Below are 20,862 nucleotides of genomic sequence, written 5' to 3' on the forward strand. Positions count from 1 at the left end.
CGGGGTGGTCTTTTTTTAATGCACGGCGAGCACGAGCTTGCCGCGGCCGTGACCGTGCTCGAGCTCGCGATGGGCTTCGGCCGCTTCGCGCAGGGGAAGGACGCGGCGAAGATGAATGTCGAGCTTGCCTTGCGTGTGGAGCTTTACTAGCTCGGCCAGTCGCTCGGCGGTCCGCGTCCCCTGCAAAGGGGGGATACCGAGCTCTTCCGCAAGCGCGGACGACACCATCGTACGGATGCGATTTCGGTCGCGGACGAGCGCAAGGGAGGCGCGCAGCGCTTCCGGTCCGGCCGCGTCCAGGGCGGCGTCCACCCCTTCGGGTGCCGCTTCGCGGACCCGGTCGATCAGTCCCTCGCCATAGCGGACCGGGATCGCGCCGAGGCCGCGAATATAGTCGTGGTTGGCTTCGCTGGCCGTGCCGATCACTTTTTTCGCGCCCCAAGCGAGAGCAATCTGGATCGCTGAGGTGCCCAGTCCGCCGGCCGCGCCGTGGATGAGCAGGGTATCGCCGGCGCCGACGCCGAGCGCTTGAAGGGCCAAATGGGCGCCTTGCGTGTTGCCTGAAAAGCCGCCGGCAACGGTCCACGGCATGTCGGTAGGTTTGTGTACAAGCTGTTACGTACGAACGGTCACGTATTCGGCATATCCGTTTAGCGTCGTGAACCCGAGCACTTCGTCGCCCATCGCGAAGCCTTCCGCGCCGTCTCCGATCTGATCGACGACGCCGGCGAATTCGTTACCCGGCACGACGGGAAGCGCGGGCGCAAGGCCGGCAGGGCCTTCCCCGCGGCGCAGCCCGCAGTCGAACGGCATGACGCCTGCCGCCCGTACGCGGACCCGCACTTCGCCGGAGCCGGCGTTCGGAGCGGCGAGCTCTATCGGTTGGAGAACCTCGGGCGGGCCAAAAGCAGTCACGGCCATTGCAATCATGACAAATCGCTCCTTTCGGTCAGGCCGGCGTCCGCGGATGGGGACGTCCGGCCGCGCTGCATAGCGGCGTAATAAATGATCATCATGGCGATGATGACAAATGACAAAACGAGATAGAGATTGCTGTAGACGAACGCGCCAGGCTGCGTCTGCAGAGGATTCCAGCCCTCGGCCGCGCCGCGATCCACCGTCGTTCCGTACAGACTGGCGCTGACGGCGCCGGCGATGAAGTTAAGCATGGACAGTATCCCCATGCCAATGCCTACCTGATCTTGTGGGAGCATGCGGGAGATCGTGCCCGACAGGGCGATATAGGCGAACGACTGTCCGACGTTCCCGAATACGAGAAACAAGGCGATCCACGGCGGCGCGGATCCGGTAAAAGACGAGAGCAGCGCGAAGCAAGCCAGGTAGAGCAGCAAAGCCGCGTAGAAGAGCGGGCCGTTGCCGTGCCGATCGGCGAGCTTGCCGCCCGTGTGTCCCAAGGCGGCCGTCACCACAGCCGCCGGCATCATCGCCAGGCCGATCCAGCCCGACGGCAGATGATGAACCTGCGTGAGCAACTGCGGACTGAGGAAAGGGAGGGCGTAACTGACCGAGGTGCTTAGAAAGACTAGACTTAGCCCGGCGACGTAGCGGCTGTGGCGCAGTAGGGCGGGCCGGATGAACGGGTCCCGAGCGCGGCGTGTGCGCAGCGCGAACAGAAGCAGCAGGAGCAGGGCGCCGGCGGCGACCGTCCAAGCCCGATTCGTGATCGCCAGCAGCGTCGAGGCCACGAATCCGGCGAGCAGGACGCCTCCGAGCCAATCGATGCTGCCTCGTGCGCGACGTGGCTCTTCTCGCAGATGGATGCGGTAAAACGGCAGCGCGAGCAGCGTCAGCATCGGGACGCCGAACAGGTATCGCCAGTGTACGGCTCCAATCAGGAGCGCGGCTACAGCCGGACCGATCGCGCTGCCGATCGCGCCGCCAGTCATCGCGATGCCGATCGCGCGGCCCCGCGTTTCCGGCGGGAAGTAGCGCACGGGCAGAATCCCGGCCATCGCGGGGATGACGGCCGACCCTGCCGCCTGAATCATCCGGCCGGCGAGGACCGTCTCGTAGCTGCGTGCGGTTAGGCCGATGACGCATCCGGCCGAAAGAAGGAGAATGCCAACCGTGAGCAGCGTCTTTAGCCGGCAGTTGTCGGCCAGCTTGCCGTAGAGGACGGTCCCGACGGCGAAGATCAAGAGGTAGGAGGAAGTAACCCAGCTAACTTGGCCAAAGGATAGGCGATATGTCCGCATGATCTCCGGCAGAGCCAGGTTGAACATCGTTCCGCTCATGACCGAGATCGCGAGCGTGAACGCCAGGATGCGAAGCAGGGCATCGCCGGCGCGCGGTTGGGAGGCAACAGTCATCGTCATTTTCCTCCTTTCTATGGGACTGTACTGACTAAATAGATCTGGTGCGGACTGGACGGCGTCGCCGCTATCCCTTATTCTAAGGTCGATTATCCATAAACAAAAATATATATTTCAATATAAGATCAATATACTGAAGTATATGGAGGTGGCGGGCGATTGGAACTGCTGCAATTGCGATACTTTCAGACGGTCGCACGGCTGGAGCACATGACGAAGGCCGCCCAGGAGCTGCGCATCGCCCAGCCCGCGCTTAGCAAGACGATCTCCCGGCTGGAAGAGGATCTCGGCGTCCCGCTTTTTGATCGCGGCGGCGGGCGGATCCGGCTGAACCGGTTCGGCAGCGCTTTTCTGGACAAGGTCGAGCGCGCGCTATCCTTGCTCGAGGAGGGACAACGGGAAATCGCCGAGCTCGCGGGGCTGGAGCAGGGAAGCGTCCATCTGGCGACTTCGACCGTCGAGCGGATCTCCGAGCCTCTGCGCGCGTTTGTCGAACAATATCCCGACGTCCGCTTTCGCATCTCGCAGGCGCCTCCGGACGAGATGGCCGAGCTCATGGCATCCGGAGAAGCGGACCTCGTCTTTGCGGCAATACCGATCGATAGTCCCGGACTCGCGGAGAGGATCGTCCTGCGCGAGGAGCTGTATCTCGCCGTCCCCCCGGGGCACCGTCTGGCGGGCCGGGGCAGCATCCGGTTGCGCGAGGCGGAGGCAGAGCCGTTTATCGGGTACAAGGAGGGTTTTGTTTTTCAACGGATGAACGATGCCTTCTTTGAGGCGGCGGGATTCAAGCCTAATTTCATCTGCAGGGTCGACGAGCCGCCCGCCGTCGCCAGCCTCGTTCGCGCGGGCTTGGGCGTGGCGCTATACGGCTGCTTGAATCGGGGCCAAGAGCAGATGCCGCTCCTGTCGATCGAGAGTCCGGTTTGCCGGCGGGAGTACCGCTTGATCTGGCAAGACAAGCGCTATCTCTCTCTCGCCGCGCGGAAGTTCCGGGATTTCGTCCTGCAATGGTTCGCCGAGACTTCGTTGGTCGACAAAGAGTAATAAGTTGAAAGCGTTAAACGGCGATATCGCCTTAAGCTGACTTACAAGGATGATTTGAACAAGCCGCCGCGCATAACCGAGACGCCCGCGTCCTTCTGTGCGGCGGCGACCGTGAATAGGGTGCGATTGGTGTGGTTGGTACGATTGGCGCGATTGATGCGATTTTATTTTAACGGTTGTCGCAGCGGTTATTATTGGATATGGTCGCTGAAAAAATTTTTAACGGTTCTGATTGACGTTATTTCGGGCAAATTAGAGCGTTCTAGTCGAAAAACCGACAATAGGCTCGTCAGCAACCGTTAGAAATGGAATCGGAACATTTCGAGCTGAATAAGCGCTATTACAACCATTAGCGTTGCCGACCGCCGGAGCAAACCCATTTCGGGGTTCATCTCCCCCCGAGAACGTTCCGCCAATCGCAAAAAACGTGCCTGATTAGCGCGCTCCTATGAATACGTTTGGTGGAACCAGATGCAACTTTTAAAAGTTCTGCAAACGACTACCTATCAAATCATCCTCCGCAGTTGGCCGGAGTTATGCGGATTTTCCGCACAACTCGGCGCGATCGCTGCGCAGTTGGCCGGAGTTATGCGGGTTTTCCGCACAACTCGGCGCGATCGCAGCGCAGTTGGCCGGAGTTATGCGGATTTTCCGCACAACTCGGCGCGATCGCTGCGCATCTGCCCGGAGTTATGCGGATTTTCCGCACAACTCAGCACGATCGCAGCGCAACTGCCCGGAGTTAGGCGGATTTTCCGCACAACGCAGCGCAATCGCTGCGCAGTTGCCTGGAGTTATGCGGATTTTCCGCACAACTCAGAGCGATCGCTACGCAGGTACCCGGAGTTATGCGGATTTTCCGCACAACTCGGCGCAATCGCCCGAATCTGCCCGGAGTTATGCGGATTTTCCGCACAACTCGGCGCAATCGCCCGAATCTGCTCAGAGTTATGCGGATTTTCCGCACATCTCATCGCGATCGCCCGAATCTGCCCGGAGTTAGGCGGATTTTCCGCACAACGCAGCGCGACCCCCACGAAAACCCACGCCGCCGTCCTGGACGCCTCCATCCCAATCCCAAAAAGTTTCCCACACCTGACGCAGTCCCCCCCCCCCCGGACTGTGTTTTTCTTCGCGCGAAAAAATGAATGTTTATTTAAATTGACAGTAACATTCAAATTATATAAAGTATCAAATGAAATGGAAAACCAAATTCGCGAAAGGCGATGATGACATGCAACAAACGAACAAGCGCAAATGGTGGGTGCTCGCGGCGCTGGCGCTCTGCCTGCTTACGGTTGGTCTCGATCTCACGGTGCTGAATCTGGCGCTGCCCACGCTCGCCACCGATCTGCACGCTACGAACGGCGAGCTGCAATGGTTCGCCGACGCCTACAATCTCGTGCTGGCGGCGGCGCTACTCCCGGCCGGCCTGCTCGGCGACCGATTCGGACGCAAGAAGCTGCTGATCGTCGCGCTCTGCCTGTTCGGCGCGGCCTCCGCCGCTTGCGCCTATGCCGATTCGGCGGCGATGCTGATCGCGGGCCGCGCCGTTCTCGGACTGGGCGCCGCCTTCTTGATGCCGCTTTCCATGGCGATCATCCCCGTGCTGTTCACGGAGGCGGAGCGGCCGAAGGCGATCGGCATATGGACGATGGCCAACGCGATCGGCATCCCGCTCGGTCCCGTCATCGGCGGCTGGCTGCTGAATCACTACTGGTGGGGCTCGGTCTTTTTGATCAACCTGCCGATCATCGCCGTGGCGCTCGTCGCCGTGGCCGTGCTGCTCCCCGAATCCCGCAGCGCCGTCAAGCGGAGACTCGACTTCGGCGGCGTCGCTCTATCCAGTCTGGGACTGGTCTGCGTCACGTACGGCATGATCGAGGCCGGCGAAAAAGGGTGGGGCGACGGGTTGGCGCTCTCCGCGCTGCTCGCAGGCGTCGTTCTGCTGATCGGGTTCGGGCTGTGGGAGCGCCGCGTGCGCCAACCGCTCATCGAGCTTTCGCTGTTCCGGTCCAAGAGCTTTACCTGGGGCGCCCTGCTCGCCACGGCGGTTTCCTTCGCCATGTTCGGGCTGCTGTTCGTCACGCCGCAATACTTCCAAGCCGTCGAAGGGGCGGATGCCTTCGGGACCGGGCTCCGACTGCTGCCGATCATGGGCGGCCTGCTCGTCGGGGCCAAGACGGCCGAGCCGCTCCTCCCCCGCAGAGGCGCCAAAACGATCCTGACGGCCGGCTTCGTCCTGCTGGCGGCGGGACTGTCGATGGGGGCTTTCACAGATGTGGACCATAACTATGGCTACGCCGCCGTTTGGCTCAGCGTCGTAGGACTTGGCATCGGGTTCACGCTGCCTACGGCGATGGACGCGGCGATCGGCGCGCTGTCCGGGGAACGCAGCGGCGTCGGGTCCGCGTTGATCATGGCGATGCGGCAGGTGGGCGGGACGATCGGCGTCGCGGTCCTCGGCACCGTGCTCAGCAACGGATATCGTGATACACTGGTAATGGACGGATTGTCCGGCGAAGCTGCCGAGACGGTGCGCCGCAGCGTGTCCGCTGGAGCGGCCGTGGCGCGTCAGATTGATTCGCCGGCGCTGCTCGCATCGATTCGCTCGGCTTTCGTGCACGGGATGGACGCGATGCTGTGGGTATGCGCAGCCGTCGCCGCGCTGGGGATGGTTCTGGCGCTCGTCTTTTTGCCGCGGCTTGCCGCGAAGAAGCGGCCGGCGGAGACGGAGATGACGATATGAGGGAGTGAGCGGGTTTGTCATCCGAGGTTCAAGCGCCCCGGGGCTTGCGCGAGCGCAAGAAGATGAAGACCATGGCGGCGATCCAAAAGCACGCCATGCGCCTTTTCCGGGAAAAAGGCTATCAAGCGACGACCGTGGAGCAGATCGCGGAAGCGGCGGAAGTGTCTCCGAGCACGTTTTTCCGTTATTTTCCGACCAAGGAAGACGTGGTGGTCCGGGACAACTACGACCCGCTGCTCATCGAAGCATTCGAGGAACAACCCCCCGAGTTGTCTCCCTTTCAAGCGGTTCGCAATGCGATGCACGCCGGGCTGCGCGATATCCCGGGCGACGAACTGGAGACGCTCCGAGAGCGAAACAAGCTGATCTTGACGGTTCCGGAGCTGAGAGCCGCGATGATGGTCAACATATCGGAAACGATGGTCTTGCTCGCCAAACTGGCCGCCAAGCGCGTCGGGCGGTCGGAGGACGATCTGGCCGTGCAGACGTTCGCGGGCGCTTTCGTGGGAGCCGTATTTGCCGTGATGAACATCCATGCGATGAAGCCCGAAGCCGAATTTCTGGATGTCCTGGACGAGGCTTTGTCCTTGTTGGAGAGGGGATTGCCGCTTTGAGGACCGAATGGCGAAGCCGGATTGAATCCAAGCGGCGGATTCGTGTTAAAATGGCATAAGGGACGCGGCCATTCGGCTGCAGTCCGTTGACATAGAACGAGAAGAGGTCTTTTTCATGAACGCACCCTCCATTTATGGATTGACGTTAGAGCAGCTGACCGCCTGGCTGGCGGAGCGGGGGCACAAAAAGTCCCGGGCGCTGCAGGTTTGGGAAGAACTGTACCGCAAGCGAGTCCGCGATTGGGCCGAGATGACGGAGGCGAACGCGGACTGCCTCGCCTTGCTGAGCGAGCACTTCGTCCTTCGGACCCAGAGCGAGCATCTGCGGCAGGAGTCCAAGGACGGGACGGTCAAATTTCTGTTTAAGCTGCAGGACGGCAACTTGATCGAGACGGTTCTGATGCGACACAAATACGGGTTGTCCGTCTGCGTGACCACCCAGGTCGGCTGCAATATCGGCTGCAGCTTCTGCGCGAGCGGGCTTATCGCCAAGAGCCGCGATCTGTCCGCAGGCGAAATTACGGAACAGATCATGAACGTGCAGCGCCATCTCGACGGAGCCGGTCAAGGTGAAAAGGTGAGCCACATCGTCGTGATGGGGATCGGCGAACCGTTCGACAACTTTGCAAACCTGATGGACTTTTTGCGTGTCGTTACGGATCACAAAGGTTTGGCCATCGGTCCGCGGCATATCACCGTCTCGACGAGCGGCCTCGCGGACAAGATCCGCACGTTCGCCGACACGGAGATGCCGGTGAACCTCGCCGTTTCCCTGCACGCGCCGAACAACGAGCTGCGGACAAGGATCATGAAGATCAACCGAGCGATCCCGATCGAGAAGCTCATGCCGGCCATCGATTACTATTTGGAGAAGACAAAGCGCCGGATCACGCTCGAGTACATCCTGCTCCGGGACGTAAACGACCGCGAGGAGCATGCCCTGGAGCTGGCGGAGCTGATCGCGGATCGCCGCAAGCTCGCGACGGTGAACCTGATACCGTACAATCCAGTCGACGAGCACAGCCAGTATCAGCGCAGCGAGCAGGCTGCGATCATGGGCTTTTACGACACGCTCAAAAAGCAAGGCGTGAACGTCAGCGTACGGCTGGAGCACGGGGCGGACATCGACGCCGCTTGCGGCCAGCTGCGGAGCAAGCAGATGAACCGCGGCGAGCGCGCCCAGCCGACCGCCTGAGCAGACCTTATGCGATCTAACCGAAACAGCCCGGCCGCGATTCATCGCGGTCGGGCTGTTTGGGATAGGTGCAGGCGAGGCGTTGCGGTGGTCCGGCGCCTTAGGCTTGCAGCTGCTGGCGCGCGACCGCGCCGATCTTGGCGACGCGGATGGCCATGAGCGAAGCCAGGAAGCAGGCGAAGCCGGCGATCACAAAGGGGACGGTATAAGCGCCGAGCCACTGTCTGACCGCGCCCGCACCGTAGGCGGCGGCGGAAGCGCCGATCTGGTGGGCGACGACGATCCAGCCGAAGATCATGCCGGACTTGGCCTTGCCGAATTCCCGGGAGGCGAGCTTCACCGTGGGCGGCACGGTGGCGATCCAGTCCAGCCCGTAGAATACGCTGAACACCAGCAGGGCCGTCGGTCCCGCACTCAGCGCGAAAGGCAGGAAGATCAGCGATAGGCCGCGCAGACCGTAATACCAGAACAGCAGCCAACGGCTGTCGAACCGGTCCGAGAGCCACCCGGAGAGCGTCGTGCCGACGAGATCGAACAGCCCCATCAGCGCGAGGAGGCCGGCAGCCGCAACTTCGGCGATTCCGTAATCGCCGCAGGCCGGGATGAGATGCGTGCCGATCAGGCCGTTGGTCGAGAACCCGCAGAAGAAAAACGTGCCCGCAAGCAGCCAGAAGGTGACGTTCCCAAGCCCGGAACGGAGAGCGAGCAGCGGCGCGAGAAAGATGCTGCCCTTAAACGGCTCGGGCTTCGTCACCTGGTCCTCGCCGTAGGCGGGCAGCCCTACGTCAAACGGATGATTGCGCATGCCAATCGCGACGGCGACAAGGACGACGACGATGACGACGACGGCCGTATAAATGGCGTACCGCCAGCCGGCTTGCGTCGTGATTTGGGCAAGCAGCGGCAAAAACAGCAGCTGACCCGTCGCGGCGCTTGCCGTCAGCAGTCCGACGACAAGGCCTTTGCGTTTGGCGAACCAATGATTTGTCACCGTGACGCCGAGCACGTTCGCCATCATCCCCGTCGCGAGGCCGGACACGAGCCCCCACAGGAGCTCGAACTGCCACAGCGCCGTCATGAGCGGCGTGAGCGCGAGACTGGCGGCCAGCACGGCCAGTGACACGACGACAACCTTTCGGATGCCGAACCGTTCCAGCACCGCAGCGGAGAAGGGGCCGACGAGGCCGTACAGGAAGATGCCGACCGAGACGACGCTCGAAATGCCGCCCCGATCCCAGCCGAACTCCTTCTCGAACGGGAGCATCAGGATGCTCGGCATGGAGCGAATCCCGGCGGAGACGAGCAGGGTCAGGAAGGTGAGGAGAAGCATAATCCACGCATAATGCCATTTTCCGCTTTTGGCGGCGCTAGTTTCGTTCATGTAGGTCCACTCCATTTATTTTAGTTGTACATACAATATACTTTCGAGGAAATGGAGAGCGTGGTAACGTTCCCTCGCCTACATGGAGCGGACACCGAGAAATAAGGGGCAAATTGTTCCCTACTGTAGGGTGCGGACACCGAGAAATAAGGAGTAATTTGTACCCTATTTTCGCAGACAAACATCCGCCCCAGTCAGTCCCCTCGCTCGCCCCTTAACCCTTTTCCAGCAACTCACTGCTCGCGTTCAGATCCACGTTCATTTGCTCCGAAAATGCCTTGCTCAGCACGGCCTCGTACCGCTCCTTCAGCCGCTTGGAGGCGCTGCGGATTTCCGTCAAGAGTTCCTCTCCCTTGGGGGTCGGATACACCAGCACGGTTTTGCCGTGCACTTTCCGTTCCACGAGCCGCTTCGCTTCGAGCTTGTCGATGAATCGCGTGAGCGTGGAAGGGGCGATGCTCAGCTTGTCGGACAGCACCTTCTGGGCGATACCGGGCTCGCTGTTCACGAGGCGGATAATGTAGCCGTACATCGGCGTGAGCCCGGTCGGGGCGAACTCTTCCTCGGCGATTTTGGTGATGGCGCGGCCCAGTCGATTGGCGGTGAAAAACATGCATTCATGCAGGAAGCGATCATCCACGATCGATGCCTCCTTCTTATTTTGTATGTACAACGAATATAAACGGGCGATTGCTCGATGTCAATGGCTTTTATTTAGGAAGCCAGAAAACGAACAAGCGCCCCGAAGGGCGCCTGTTTGCGCGATACGCGATTCTGTTGGACTCGCCAACGGTCTAGAACGATCTCTTCCGGCCGAACAGCATCACGAACCCGCCGGCGGCGATCAAGGCGAGCGCGAGGATCGGACGACCGTTCAGCAAGCTGCTGAACAGGGCGCCGATCGAGAAGATCGCGAAAAAGAGCACCGACAGCACCGTCAAAATGTTGATCGGGATGAGCAGCCACTTGTTCCGCGAACCGAACCAATAGAGCTCGAACAAGCCGACCGCGACGGCGAAGATGAAGCCCGGCCACATGAACGACCAGCTGTCGAACAGCATAGCTACCTGGCAGACGAGCCCCGCCGTCAGCAGGATCCCGCCGGGGACGAGCACGCCGACGCCCCGCTGCTGCAGGAGCGAAAAGTACAGCCAGTGGAAAAAGACGCCCAGCGGCAGAACGAACATGCTCGGCCAAAAATAAGCGAAAACCGAGCCCGTGTCCCAATGCACCGCCCCGCCGCGCGAGAACATCAAGACGCCCAGCAAAATCAGGATCGGGCCGAACAAAACATTGCGGCTCATACTGAGATTCAAAGGAATTCCCTCCCGTTAACCGTTGCCATCATTACATAAAGCATATCAGTTGACGAGGCGAGCGTCTTCCGCTAAGGGGCGTGGGGCGGATCGGACGCGAGGCGGTTGACGGATGGGAGAATATGTGGTAAGGACGCGTAATCTAGGATAGACTTCGCGCACTCGTGTGGTATTATTTTACATATGAAACGGATTCGTAGACCGAGTTGGGCGGGATATTTGGGCATCGCGTGCACCATTGCCGGTGTAGCCTATCCCATAGGCTATATTTCCGCCAAGCATTTTTTTGCACTGACGATAACCGGACTTCTGCTCGTCCTTCTGGATGATTTTTGGGTCGGGAGAAGAAAGTAAGGGGACGAGGCTGCTCACCGGAGCAGCCTTTTCGCGATGACCCATTCCACGGCGAGCAGGTTGATGAGCAGCGCCAGCCAGATGTTGAAGTCGAGCATGAGCGAGACGACGGACCGGACGCCGCCCGGCGGCAGTCCACCATGGGTGGCCGCGTAGATCGCGATGCAGAAGGGCGTTACGATCCGAGCGGTCGCTGCGACCAGCGTCACCGCGTAGCTGCGCAGCATCCAGAGGCCGTGCGCCGCATGTTGCTTGCGCCGGATGGCGGCGTAGCCGCGCCCGGTCGTGTAGAACCACAAAGCGACGAGGACCAGAAACGCCATCTGGCGGATAAAGCTGTCGGTGTACGCCCCCACGACGATCGCCGTACCTCCGCCCACCGCGATGCAGATCAGGTAGAGGCGTCCGACGAGCCGGTGCAGTCCCGGGCGGCTGCGCCTCAGAGCGGGCAGGAACTGCAGCCAGCCGACCGCCAGCGCCAGAAACGAAGCGAAGATATGGACAAGCAGCAGCGGAAAGTGCATCGGGAAGGCAGGGTCGAGATCGACCCTTCCCAAGCTGGGATCCAGCAGGAAATACGGCCCTACGGCAAAGCCCGTTGCTCCCGCGAACAGCACGAAGGCGATAACGAGGCCAGGCCGCAGCTTGCGCTTGGCGCGGGTCACGACGCACCGCCGGCTAGCCGGGCTACCGCTTGTCTCGCGATGGAGTAATGCCCTTCGATTGAAGGATGGATGCCGTCTGGACCGAGGCGACTATCCGTATCCGGCCCCTCGAATGCCGACTGGACGTCAATGACCGTTTCCGGCTGTTGCCGGACGATGTCGCCGACGAGCCGGATGTCCGCGTTGCGCCAATCCAGCAACCCCATCTTGAAATGCGGAAACGCCGCCGCACGTGCCTCGTCGGCAAGCGGAGTCTTCGTCCATGGCGACGGGTTCTTCGAATTTTGCTCCATTGTTCATACCTCCTTGCATGCAATCGCTCATCCCTTTTATCGTAGCGTCCATTTCTAAACGGCGGCTAACATGCGAGCTAAAAAAAGTATAAACAAGGGGCGGGGCTTGCAGGATGGCAAGCGGAGCCCGCGAATAAGAGGAAATCGCCACGCCAAAAAGGACTCTTTTTCGAGGATCCGTTTTCGGATAAGGTGAGACTACGATATCGATTATTCCAAGCAAGGGGTTTTCCGTTATGTCCAAATCCGCTTCCGTCCAACCCGGTCTGCGCGAGGTGCTGTCGCTGCCGCAGATCGTCGCGCTCTACATCGGCTCCGTCATCGGCTCCGGCATCCTGCTTGTACCCGGCCTGACGGCCGAAATCGCCGGGCCCGGCGCCGTGCTCGCCTGGCTGGCGATGTCCATCCTCGTCGTCCCGATGGCGATCACGATGGGGCTGCTCGCGGCCAAATATCCGAGCGCGGGCGGCGTCGCCCACTTTGTCCAGCTCGCCTACGGGGCTCGCTTCGGCCACCTCGTCGGCTGGTTTTTCCTGCTCTCCGTACCGATCGGCGGCCCTATCGTAGCGGTGACTGGCGCGCAATACGTCGGCGTGCTGCTGCATTGGGGTGACGGCCAGGTGCACGTGCTGGCGGCCTTGATCATGGTCGTCCCGTTCGTCATGAACGTCTTCGGCCTTCGCCTCGCGGGGAGCGTGCAGACGATCGTGATCGCGCTGATTCTGGCGATTCTGCTGCTGGCGATCGGCACGGCGATTCCGCACTATGACGCGAGCAATTTCACGCCTTTCCTGCCACACGGAAGCTTCAGCCTGCTCAAGGCTGCCGGCTTGATGTTCTGGTGCTTCATCGGCTGGGAAGCCGTCACCCATTTGTCGGCGGAGTTCGTCGATCCGCAGCGCAACGCGATCCGGGGCGTCCTCTGGAGCGCCGGCGTCGTCGCCCTGATCTACTTTGCGGTGGCGTTCATGACGGTCGCCACGCACAGCTACGGCGGCGGCCGGTCGGCCGCCTCGCTCAGCGTGATGGTCCAGCTCACGCTGGGCCCCGCCGGCGGCTGGGTTGTCGCGGCGGCTGCGCTGTTCATCTGCTTCGCCGCCCACAACGCCTACGCCAGCGCCGCGGCGCGCATCGCCTACGCGCTCGCCCAAGCGGGCGCCGCGCCCCGCTGGTTCGGCACGCTGCACCGCAAGTACGGCACGCCGATCGGCGGGCTCGCCTTCCTTGCAGCCGGCAGCGCGCTCGCGCTCGCGGTGCTGTACAGCCGCGTCGTCTCGCTGGCGCAGCTCATCGAGCTGCCCAACGCCACCTTTATTGCCACCTATATCGGCGGCTGCCTCGCCGGCGTGCGCCTCCTGCGGGGCTCCGGCATCGGTCGCGCGGCGGCGTGGGTGTCGCTGCTGCTCACGCTGGGCCTGTATCCCTTCCTCGGCTGGTCGGCTCTCTATCCGCTCGCCATCGCGGCGATCGTCTATGTCTGGCAGCGCCGCTGGCCCGCCGGCATTCCGGCGGAGCCGGTCCCAAGCGAGCCCGCGCCGCAAGATCTTTCCGCTCCACCTTCGTAACTTGGGGTAGTACCAGCGTAGCTGACACCAGGGGCAAACACGTGGATTAAATTGGATATTTGTTGATTAATTCGTTAAACTTGAGAATTAGTCCATCATCGTTATCTTCATTGATCGAAGAACCTTTCATTAACCTCGCTGGCCGCCTTATGCAGCGTATCGCGAAGCACGGCAGCCCACTCCTCCGGCATGTCGAAATAGGAAAGATGATGTCCTGGAAACCGAATCGTGTCGGTACCCAGCCTATCCGCTAGGATGGCAGCCGTTCGGCCGTAGTATTTCTTTTTGTCCAGCGTCATCTTGCCGGCGGCCATAAAGACTTTGACTCCGTTGCGCTTAATAGTCTCTACATCGGGTTGGTAGCCGGAGAAAGGCAACATCTCCTGTTTCATAAAGAATTGTTGATTTTGGCTCGACCGCTTGGAGAAATCGCCGGGAATGCTCGAATACGCACGCAGCGGAATCGAAAGGGAAAGAGAAAATTTGAGATTCGCGACCGTGGTGCCGTATTTGTAGGCCGTCCGGTATAGATCGGCAAAGAAACGAAGCCACTTCTCGCTATCCGGGAGCACCCGAAGCACCGGCGGTTCATGAGCGATGACCGCTTTAACCGCCTCAGGCTGGCTGGTTGCCATCTCGAGAGCGATGATGGCTCCTCCGCTATTGCCGAACACATAGGCGGAAGTATGACCGGCGGCCTTCAGTACGGCAACGGCGTCGCGCGCCTGTTGACTGATTTCGAAATTTTGCGGATCGTTCCTCGTACTGCGGGAATTGCCGCGGCGATCATAGGTGATGACCTGGTATTCATCGGACAGAATGTCGGCTGCAAGAGAATAGAAACCGGCATCCCCGCCGCCGCCTGAAATCATTAATAGCGGTTTTCCTTGTCCGCGGACTTCATAATAAATTTCATCGCCTTCCGTCGTCACTCTGCCCGTATGAACCTCGGATTGTCTTGACGGGACCGATTGCACGTGTTCTTCCCCCTCTGGTCGATTGGTCTCTCCCGATGTCATATTCGTGAGTCCGACTGTTGCGATGATCCAAACGAGAAACAGGGACAAACCGATCGCCATTTCAGCGATATGGCGCTGACGGTTCGGCAGGCGGGCGTCCGGCCCGGTATACGCTTGCTGGCGCCGATACCAGCGATAGCCCAATACGACCGTCAGCATGATGAGGATCGCAAGCGGAAAAACGAGGTTACTCGCCTTTAGGCGGGCATGCGGAACAAGCAGATAATATAGGCTTAACCCTGTACAGCAGGCAGCAGCCTGCATCGGAACGATCATCCATGGATCGGCGCATAGAAGACGAAGATCCCGTCCCTTGGGATCAGCTTCTAATGGAGTAGACGCCGCACGTCTGACTTTGGAGAGCTTCGGAAACGAAAACAACACCGTGAATACCGCAGGGACAAGAAGTAGCGCCAAATGGAGCCCCATTTCATCCGGATCCGAATACCAGCTCAAATCGGCTGCCAGCACGGCCATGCAGATTACAGCAAGTCCCATGGCCAAATAAGAGACCGTCCGTATCGCTCCTGCCTGACGACGCAAACGATCCGGCGCAACGACGTAGACAAGCTGACCCGCCGCGATGCCCGCTCCTCCCCAAAGAATAAGCATCACAACCAATAGGGGGAGATCCATGCCATACAGAAGTTCAACCATCCCATTGCCCCCCTTCGTCAGATTCGAAATTGTCGAAGTCTCGTTGTTTCTGAACGAAAGTATACCGGGGCTAATTGTCGCCGATGTGAACGGCGGGTTACAAATGATCCGATTGAGCAAGAGGTAGCGAGACGGTGAATGCCGTTCCATTCCCCTGTCTGCTGTTCACCTCGATTCCGCCATGATGAAGGTCGATGATGCGCCGAGCGATCGACAAACCGATTCCGTTTCCGGCGATTTGACGGTTCCTTGACTTGTCCGCCTTGTAGAAGGGCTCGAATATGCGTTTACATTCTTCTTCCGGGATGCCGATGCCGTTATCCTGAACGACGATCTCCAGACGTTGCCCGTTTCGCTTCCCTTCTATCCGGACTTTGCCGCCTTCGCCGGTAAATTTAATGGCATTGCCGAGCAGGTTCATCCATACTTGGGCAAGCTTGTCCTCGTCTGCCGCCAGTGCGATTTCCGGCAGATCGAGCTCCATTTCAATCTGTTTTGACGACCATTGCGGCTCGAGAGCGATGACCACTTTCCGAATTTGTTCGTCCAATTGAACCTGCTGCACATTCAGTTCGGTATGTTCATGCTCGAGGAACGACAATTGCAGCAATTCGCTGCTTAATCGGGAAAGCCGTTCACTCTCCTCTTCAACAATGGCGAGCAGCTGCTGCCGCCTGGGTTCGTCCATTTTTTTATGTTTCAGCGCCTGAATAAATCCTTTGATGGATGTGAGCGGAGACTGAATTTCGTGGGAAACGTTGGAGACGAACTGCCGCCTGCTCTGCTCGAGCGTTTCCAGCTCGCGGGCCATGATCACGACGTTAGCCGTCAGCTCCCCGATCTCGTCCTTGCGCCTTGGATTTAATATAACTCGAAAGTCGCCATGGGCGATTTTCCGGACTGCGCTTGTCAAATTCCGAACAGGTTTGACGATATAGTAGGCGGCGATCGTGACGAGAAAACCTGAAAGCAGTAATACCAGCAAAAGCTCCAGACCCAGATAGCGGATAAAAAGGCCGGCCCGTTGCTCAAACATCGGAGAAATAAATAAGGCATAGGGACGATCATCCATCGCAAACGGCAATCCGACCGTCATCTCGTCCGGCTTCCCACTCGTTTGTCTGACAAACCTCTCACCGCTCAGCACCTGGCGAATCGCGTTCTCATCCGAGTGCACCGCATTCGGACGGCTATCGTACAGCAGCTTTCCCTGTGCGTCATAGAGCCGAAGAGCGTAGTTTGCCAGGGCCTCTGCCCCGTTCAACACCGCCTCCTCATCGCCAGGCGCTATTTTCTCATAACTATGAATGATGTCATTGCCGCCGGCGATCATTTCATCCACCGTACTGGCATTCATTCGTTCCGAAAAGATACGGCCCGTGATGAAGAAAGAAATCGACAAGCTGATCGCCACGATGCCAAGGAAGATGAAAAGGATGCGAAAATAAAGCGTTCTAGTCATGAACGATCTCCAAACGATACCCCAGACCGCGGAGCGTAATGATACGGAATTGGTGCGAATAGCCGGCAAACCGATCTCTCAAACGTTTGATATGGGTATCCACCGTCCGTGAGTCCCCCTCATATCGATAACCCCAAATATGCTCGATCAACATATTTCGGGTGAAGAGCCGTCCGGGATAACTGGCCAACAGGTACAGCAGCTCAAACTCTTTCAGTGGCAGCGTTACCATGTCTTCTCCTTTTTTGAACAATACCGTATAGCTGCTTTTGTCGATCACGATCCCGCCCAATTGAATTTCTTGAGAGATGGAAATTCGGTATCGTTTCAAAAGCGCCTTCACGCGCATAACCAGTTCCATCGGATCGAACGGCTTGACCAGGTAATCGTCGGTTCCGAGCTGAAAGCCTTTGATTTTATCCGACGGTTCACTTTTGGCGGTAAGCATCAATACGGGTTTGTTTCCTTGCTTTCGCAGCTTCCGGCACATCTCCCACCCATCCATATTCGGCATCATCACATCAAGCACGAACAGATCGACAGAGGGAAGGGCTTCTTCGTCCCAAGCCTCTTCCCCATTGGATTTTTCGACAACTTCCATGCCTTCGTCTTCCAAATACAACCGGACCAACTGCCGAATATGTGCATCGTCGTCTACAACCATGATTTTAGCCATCCGCACACTCCTTTCTGCCGTTCGTTAAGCCTTTACCCTCCATGAAGTTGTATTCGGTAATGATGATCCGTTCCCTGCCTGCGTTGAGTATAATAGGGGGGGGATCGAAGGGGGCAGAAAAAAGTGGAGTGGTTCATCGGACTGGTCGGCAGCACGTCAATCGCGGGAGCGGCTTACACAAAACGGGCTCTGTCCGGCTCAGGATTTCTGGCGGCGGTGATACTGGGTACGGTAATGTACGCGCTTGGAAGCGCGGTCTGGTTCGGCTCGCTCATCGCTTTTTTTATTTCATCCACGTTATGGTCCAAGTGGAAGAAGCACGCAAAGGAAAACGTCGAGAGCGGTTATGAGAAAACCGGAAGGCGCGATGCCGGTCAGGTGCTCGCAAACGGGGGGCTAGGGCTGCTGTTATGCGCGGCAAATTCGATGTGGCCGCATCTTCTTTGGTGGTATGCCTTTCTCGGCGTCATGGCGGCGGTCACGGCCGATACGTGGGCTACGGAAATCGGCGGTTTGAGCCGGACGCCGCCGAGATCGATCAAGACGGGGCACCGCGTAACGCCCGGCACGTCCGGTGGCGTTTCCGCTCTTGGCCTGGGCGCTTCGCTGGCCGGAGGCTTGTTTATCGGCGCCGTAGCATGGACGCTGCTGCTTGCGGTGTCCGGCCAAACCGCGCCGGATGCGGTCGCAGCACCGCTCAGGCTGATCGCCTGGGTCGGCATAGCCGGTCTGGCCGGCCTCATCGGATCGCTTGCCGATTCGTGGATCGGCGCGACATGGCAGCTTATGTACCGCTGCGTCGAATGCGGCCGCGAAATCGAGCAGGCCCGCCACTGCGGCAAGCCAGCCCTGCTAATCCAAGGCCGCGCCGGCTGGAACAACGATGCCGTCAACGTCGCCGGCTCGCTTGTTGGCGGCGCGTTCGCCGTCTTATTGGCACTGGCGCTTGGCTTAGGGTAGCTTCGCTTATTAATGGCGCATGCCGAGCGGCATCATCTATTTTTGCATCTACTCTAATCTTGCCTTCAGCTGAAGATGCTGATGATTTATACATTCCTAGGGGAGGTCCTTCTTCGTGGAAGGCGAGCTTCCTGGATCTCTTTCCTTCAAATCGATATGTAAAAGTACAAGTTCGTGGTTTGGACGTGGATTTTGGGGTAGTACCAGCGTAGTTGATACTACCCAACTTCGGAGGCGCCGGCGTCTTTCTCCGAATAGGCGTACAGTTTGCGACGCCCTCCGGCGTTCAAATTCGATCTGTTCATTAGACGACGTAGGAAGAAGCAAGTTGGCAAAACATGATAAAATCGAAATGCGCAGGCATTTTCACCCTTTTCGCAATGCGAATCGAGATCCTGTAGAATGGAAGGAGACGATTTGGCGGAGTCTAGTACAAATAAGGAATCGGGAGTGTCCAACATGTCCAGCGAAGAAGAAGTGATTCTGACCCCGGAAGGGTTCGCGAGCCTCGAGCGGGAGCTGGAGGAGCTGAAGACGGTCAAGCGCAAGGAGTTGGCCAGCCGGATCAAGACGGCGATCAGCTACGGGGATTTGAAGGAAAACAGCGAATACCATTCGGCGAAGGACGATCAGGCGTTCATGGAGACGCGCATCCTCCAGATCGAGAAAATGCTGAAGCGGGCGCGAATCGTCAAGAGCGAAGACGCCTCGATCGTCCAGGTGGGATCCGTCGTCGTCCTGAACGACGTCGAGCTCGGGGAGAAGATCGAGTACCGCGTCGTTGGCGGAGCCGAAGCCAACGTGGCCGAAAACAAGATCTCTTACGAAAGTCCGATGGGCAAGGCGCTCATGGGACGGTCGGTCGGCGAATTGATCCAGGTGGATGCGCCAATGGGGATCATCGAGTACGAGTTGCTGGAGATCAAGACCGTCTGAGTTTGCCGAAATGAAATAGCGTGCACTCCAATCAGGGGCCGTTTCCGATTGCCGTTGCGGCATCGGGGCGGCCCTTCCGCATGGGGCGGCGGCGCAACGGGATCCAGGCGCTCACCTCGCCGGACGTTTGAAGTAGCCGACCAGGCGGTCGCCGTGCGCCAGCACCGTTACGAGCTCCCACCCGTTGCGCCCCCAAAGCGCTAGCGCTTGATCGATGTGGCCGGTTCCGGTCTGGCGCAGTCCGGGCGGCGCATTCAGGTAATCGGCAAGCCCGGCGTCCGTCCCGTACTCCCAGACTTGCGTAGGTGCTTCGTCAAAGCTCCGATAAGAGACGCCTTGACGGCCCATGCGCGCCCACGCATACGACAAAGCTTCCTCGATTTCGGCCGGCTCGGTCTCTTCCAGGGCGAGGAAGACGGGGGCTTGGGGCAAGCGGAACGAGACGTGCGAGTGGAAAAACCGGAGCACGGCGGTTCCGATCGCGCAATCCGACTCGTCCCTCACGACGTACCAGCAGCACCGCTCCCGCTCCTCGGGCGGCCCCCAATTCTCGACGGATTCGTGCCGGTTGAAGCCCGCGCGGATGACGTAGTCGGCCTCGCGGAGACGCTCCGCGATCGGGGCCATCAAATGCTGCAGATAGACGCCATAAGCCCGGTCTCCGTATTCGGCGAACATTTGGGCGAGCGTCGCTTCCTGCGAGCGCCAGATCGGTTCCCAGACGTCCGCCAGGTGGCGGTTCATTTGCCGGACCAGTCCGGAGATGGCGGATTCGCCGCGCCCGGCGCTGACAGTTGAATGGGGCTGTACGTTCATGTTTCATCGCTCCTCAACAATCTAATGATATTAGATTAATAATCTAATGGCATTAGAATAAAACGTCATGCTATACTTGTCAAGAGAAAGGAGAGGTTCGACGTTGGCCAGGAGAAGAGTTCGCCCTGCGCGGGAAGCGCCGGTGGCGGTAGGGGAAGAAGCGCTGCACATCCCGCTCGACCGGACGCGAATCCTGCATACGGCGCTGCAACTGCTGCAAGAGGAAGGGTTGAAGGCGCTCAGCATGCGGAAGGTCGCGGACGCGCTGCAGGTCAAGACGGCGTCTCTCTACTACCATGTAAAGGACAAGGACCAGCTGCTGTCCTGGATCGCCGACCGGATCAGCGCCGAGCTGGGGGCGTTTGCGCCGCAGGGAAATTGGCGGGAAAGGCTGGAGGGATGGGGCGCGTATTTTCGGCAGGTGCTCTTGCGCTACCGGGACGCGCCGGAGATCTTTCATTCGCATTTGGCCGCGGGATACGGCAGGCTCGCCGAGATCGAACGGGTATACGGAATGTTCGCCGAGGCCGGCTTCCCGGATCCGTGGATTCCGTGGCTCTCTTCCATGCTGAAAAACTACGTGCTGAGCTTCGTGGCGGAGGAGCTGCGGCTTCGGGCGTTCGCCGGGAAAGGTGAGGACGCAGCGGCCCGGCTTGGCGAAGCCTACACCCGGTTCTACCGCGAGCTGCCGCCGGAAACGTTCCCGCACGTGATCCGTCTAGCGGCCCATACGGCCGAATCGGACGGGGAGGCGGAGTTTCGGTTCGGCCTCCGCGTGCTCCTGGACGGCTTCGCGGCACAGCGCCCGTCGGACGAAGCCTAGC

Annotated in this window: 21 protein-coding genes; 9 read left to right on the forward strand and 12 right to left on the reverse strand. The window is 59.5% G+C overall.

Annotated features, from left to right (window positions below; genetic code table 11):
• Nucleotides 1-15: 15 nt before the first annotated feature.
• Genes LKX83_RS34265 through LKX83_RS06495 form a run of 3 tightly spaced genes read right to left on the reverse strand, consistent with a single transcriptional unit; the run spans nucleotide 16 to nucleotide 2,330 of the window.
• Entirely contained in the window at nucleotides 16-591 is a 576-nt protein-coding gene (locus tag LKX83_RS34265) for a zinc-binding dehydrogenase (protein ID WP_370639034.1), read from the reverse strand.
• Between the two features lie 24 nt (nucleotides 592-615).
• On the reverse strand, nucleotides 616-930 hold the full coding sequence (locus LKX83_RS34270; protein WP_370639035.1) for an alcohol dehydrogenase catalytic domain-containing protein: 315 nt from the start codon (nucleotides 928-930) through the stop codon (nucleotides 616-618).
• The gene (locus LKX83_RS06495) at nucleotides 927-2,330 is read right to left on the reverse strand and encodes an MFS transporter (RefSeq protein ID WP_227881356.1); all 1,404 of its coding nucleotides are present in this window, start codon (nucleotides 2,328-2,330) and stop codon (nucleotides 927-929) included. Before LKX83_RS06495 ends, LKX83_RS34270 begins: the two co-directional genes overlap by 4 nt.
• A 162-nt stretch (nucleotides 2,331-2,492) precedes the next feature.
• Between LKX83_RS06495 and LKX83_RS06500 the strand changes: the two genes are divergently transcribed.
• The 5 genes from LKX83_RS06500 (at nucleotide 2,493) to rlmN (ending at nucleotide 7,938) form a co-directional block, all read left to right on the forward strand.
• Nucleotides 2,493-3,380 carry a LysR family transcriptional regulator gene (locus tag LKX83_RS06500; RefSeq protein ID WP_227881357.1) on the forward strand — a complete coding sequence of 296 codons (888 nt, stop codon included), beginning with the start codon at nucleotides 2,493-2,495 and terminating at the stop codon, nucleotides 3,378-3,380.
• Between the two features lie 471 nt (nucleotides 3,381-3,851).
• Nucleotides 3,852-4,610, forward strand: coding sequence for a hypothetical protein (locus LKX83_RS06505; protein ID WP_227881358.1), 759 nt, complete (start codon nucleotides 3,852-3,854; stop codon nucleotides 4,608-4,610).
• Nucleotides 4,611-4,614: 4 nt separating this feature from the next.
• Nucleotides 4,615-6,129: an MFS transporter gene (locus tag LKX83_RS06510; protein ID WP_227881359.1), complete on the forward strand. Its 1,515-nt coding sequence runs from the start codon at nucleotides 4,615-4,617 to the stop codon at nucleotides 6,127-6,129.
• 14 nt (nucleotides 6,130-6,143) lie between these two features.
• Nucleotides 6,144-6,743: an acyl-CoA-like ligand-binding transcription factor gene (locus LKX83_RS06515; protein WP_370639036.1), complete on the forward strand. Its 600-nt coding sequence runs from the start codon at nucleotides 6,144-6,146 to the stop codon at nucleotides 6,741-6,743.
• Nucleotides 6,744-6,858: 115 nt separating this feature from the next.
• Complete coding sequence (rlmN, locus tag LKX83_RS06520; RefSeq protein ID WP_227881360.1) at nucleotides 6,859-7,938, forward strand: dual-specificity RNA methyltransferase RlmN; 1,080 nt, start codon at nucleotides 6,859-6,861, stop codon at nucleotides 7,936-7,938.
• A 100-nt stretch (nucleotides 7,939-8,038) separates the two neighbouring features.
• Here rlmN and LKX83_RS06525 read toward each other — a convergent pair whose 3' ends face one another.
• The 5 genes from LKX83_RS06525 to LKX83_RS06545 form a co-directional block, all read right to left on the reverse strand.
• Nucleotides 8,039-9,319, reverse strand: coding sequence for an MFS transporter (locus LKX83_RS06525; RefSeq protein ID WP_227881361.1), 1,281 nt, complete (start codon nucleotides 9,317-9,319; stop codon nucleotides 8,039-8,041).
• Nucleotides 9,320-9,533: 214 nt separating this feature from the next.
• Complete coding sequence (locus LKX83_RS06530) at nucleotides 9,534-9,959, reverse strand: MarR family winged helix-turn-helix transcriptional regulator (RefSeq protein WP_227881362.1); 426 nt, start codon at nucleotides 9,957-9,959, stop codon at nucleotides 9,534-9,536.
• Between the two features lie 154 nt (nucleotides 9,960-10,113).
• The gene (locus LKX83_RS06535) at nucleotides 10,114-10,623 is read right to left on the reverse strand and encodes a hypothetical protein (RefSeq protein ID WP_227881417.1); all 510 of its coding nucleotides are present in this window, start codon (nucleotides 10,621-10,623) and stop codon (nucleotides 10,114-10,116) included.
• 380 nt (nucleotides 10,624-11,003) lie between these two features.
• A complete protein-coding gene (locus LKX83_RS06540; RefSeq protein WP_227881363.1) occupies nucleotides 11,004-11,654 on the reverse strand; it encodes a DUF2306 domain-containing protein in 651 nt (216 codons plus the stop codon).
• Entirely contained in the window at nucleotides 11,651-11,947 is a 297-nt protein-coding gene (locus tag LKX83_RS06545) for a hypothetical protein (RefSeq protein WP_227881364.1), read from the reverse strand. Before LKX83_RS06545 ends, LKX83_RS06540 begins: the two co-directional genes overlap by 4 nt.
• 236 nt (nucleotides 11,948-12,183) lie before the next feature.
• Here LKX83_RS06545 and LKX83_RS06550 point away from each other — a divergent pair, with 236 nt between their 5' ends.
• Complete coding sequence (locus LKX83_RS06550) at nucleotides 12,184-13,512, forward strand: APC family permease (RefSeq protein WP_227881365.1); 1,329 nt, start codon at nucleotides 12,184-12,186, stop codon at nucleotides 13,510-13,512.
• Between the two features lie 107 nt (nucleotides 13,513-13,619).
• Here the strand turns inward: LKX83_RS06550 and LKX83_RS06555 are convergent, their stop codons facing one another.
• The 3 genes from LKX83_RS06555 to LKX83_RS06565 all read right to left on the reverse strand — a co-directional run bounded on the left by LKX83_RS06555 (nucleotide 13,620) and on the right by LKX83_RS06565 (nucleotide 17,326).
• Nucleotides 13,620-15,188: an alpha/beta fold hydrolase gene (locus tag LKX83_RS06555; protein ID WP_227881366.1), complete on the reverse strand. Its 1,569-nt coding sequence runs from the start codon at nucleotides 15,186-15,188 to the stop codon at nucleotides 13,620-13,622.
• Nucleotides 15,189-15,285: 97 nt separating this feature from the next.
• A complete protein-coding gene (locus LKX83_RS06560; protein ID WP_227881367.1) occupies nucleotides 15,286-16,650 on the reverse strand; it encodes a sensor histidine kinase in 1,365 nt (454 codons plus the stop codon).
• Nucleotides 16,643-17,326: a response regulator transcription factor gene (locus tag LKX83_RS06565; RefSeq protein WP_227881368.1), complete on the reverse strand. Its 684-nt coding sequence runs from the start codon at nucleotides 17,324-17,326 to the stop codon at nucleotides 16,643-16,645. The genes LKX83_RS06560 and LKX83_RS06565 overlap by 8 nt, the downstream gene beginning before the upstream one ends.
• A 123-nt stretch (nucleotides 17,327-17,449) precedes the next feature.
• Between LKX83_RS06565 and LKX83_RS06570 the strand changes: the two genes are divergently transcribed.
• Nucleotides 17,450-18,286, forward strand: a complete 837-nt coding sequence (locus tag LKX83_RS06570) for a DUF92 domain-containing protein (RefSeq protein ID WP_227881369.1) — start codon at nucleotides 17,450-17,452, stop codon at nucleotides 18,284-18,286.
• Between the two features lie 459 nt (nucleotides 18,287-18,745).
• On the forward strand, nucleotides 18,746-19,222 hold the full coding sequence (greA, locus tag LKX83_RS06575; RefSeq protein ID WP_227881370.1) for a transcription elongation factor GreA: 477 nt from the start codon (nucleotides 18,746-18,748) through the stop codon (nucleotides 19,220-19,222).
• Nucleotides 19,223-19,333: 111 nt separating this feature from the next.
• On the opposite strand, the gene LKX83_RS06580 is transcribed toward greA, so the two are convergent.
• Complete coding sequence (locus LKX83_RS06580; protein ID WP_227881371.1) at nucleotides 19,334-20,038, reverse strand: DUF6022 family protein; 705 nt, start codon at nucleotides 20,036-20,038, stop codon at nucleotides 19,334-19,336.
• A gap of 103 nt (nucleotides 20,039-20,141) precedes the next feature.
• On the opposite strand from LKX83_RS06580, the gene LKX83_RS06585 reads away from it, so the two are divergent.
• The gene (locus LKX83_RS06585) at nucleotides 20,142-20,861 is read left to right on the forward strand and encodes a TetR/AcrR family transcriptional regulator C-terminal domain-containing protein (protein ID WP_227881372.1); all 720 of its coding nucleotides are present in this window, start codon (nucleotides 20,142-20,144) and stop codon (nucleotides 20,859-20,861) included.
• Nucleotide 20,862: the final 1 nt, after the last annotated feature.

Source organism: Cohnella baijiui (assembly GCF_020731285.1).
In the GTDB taxonomy this organism is placed as follows: Bacteria; Bacillota; Bacilli; order Paenibacillales; family Paenibacillaceae; genus Cohnella.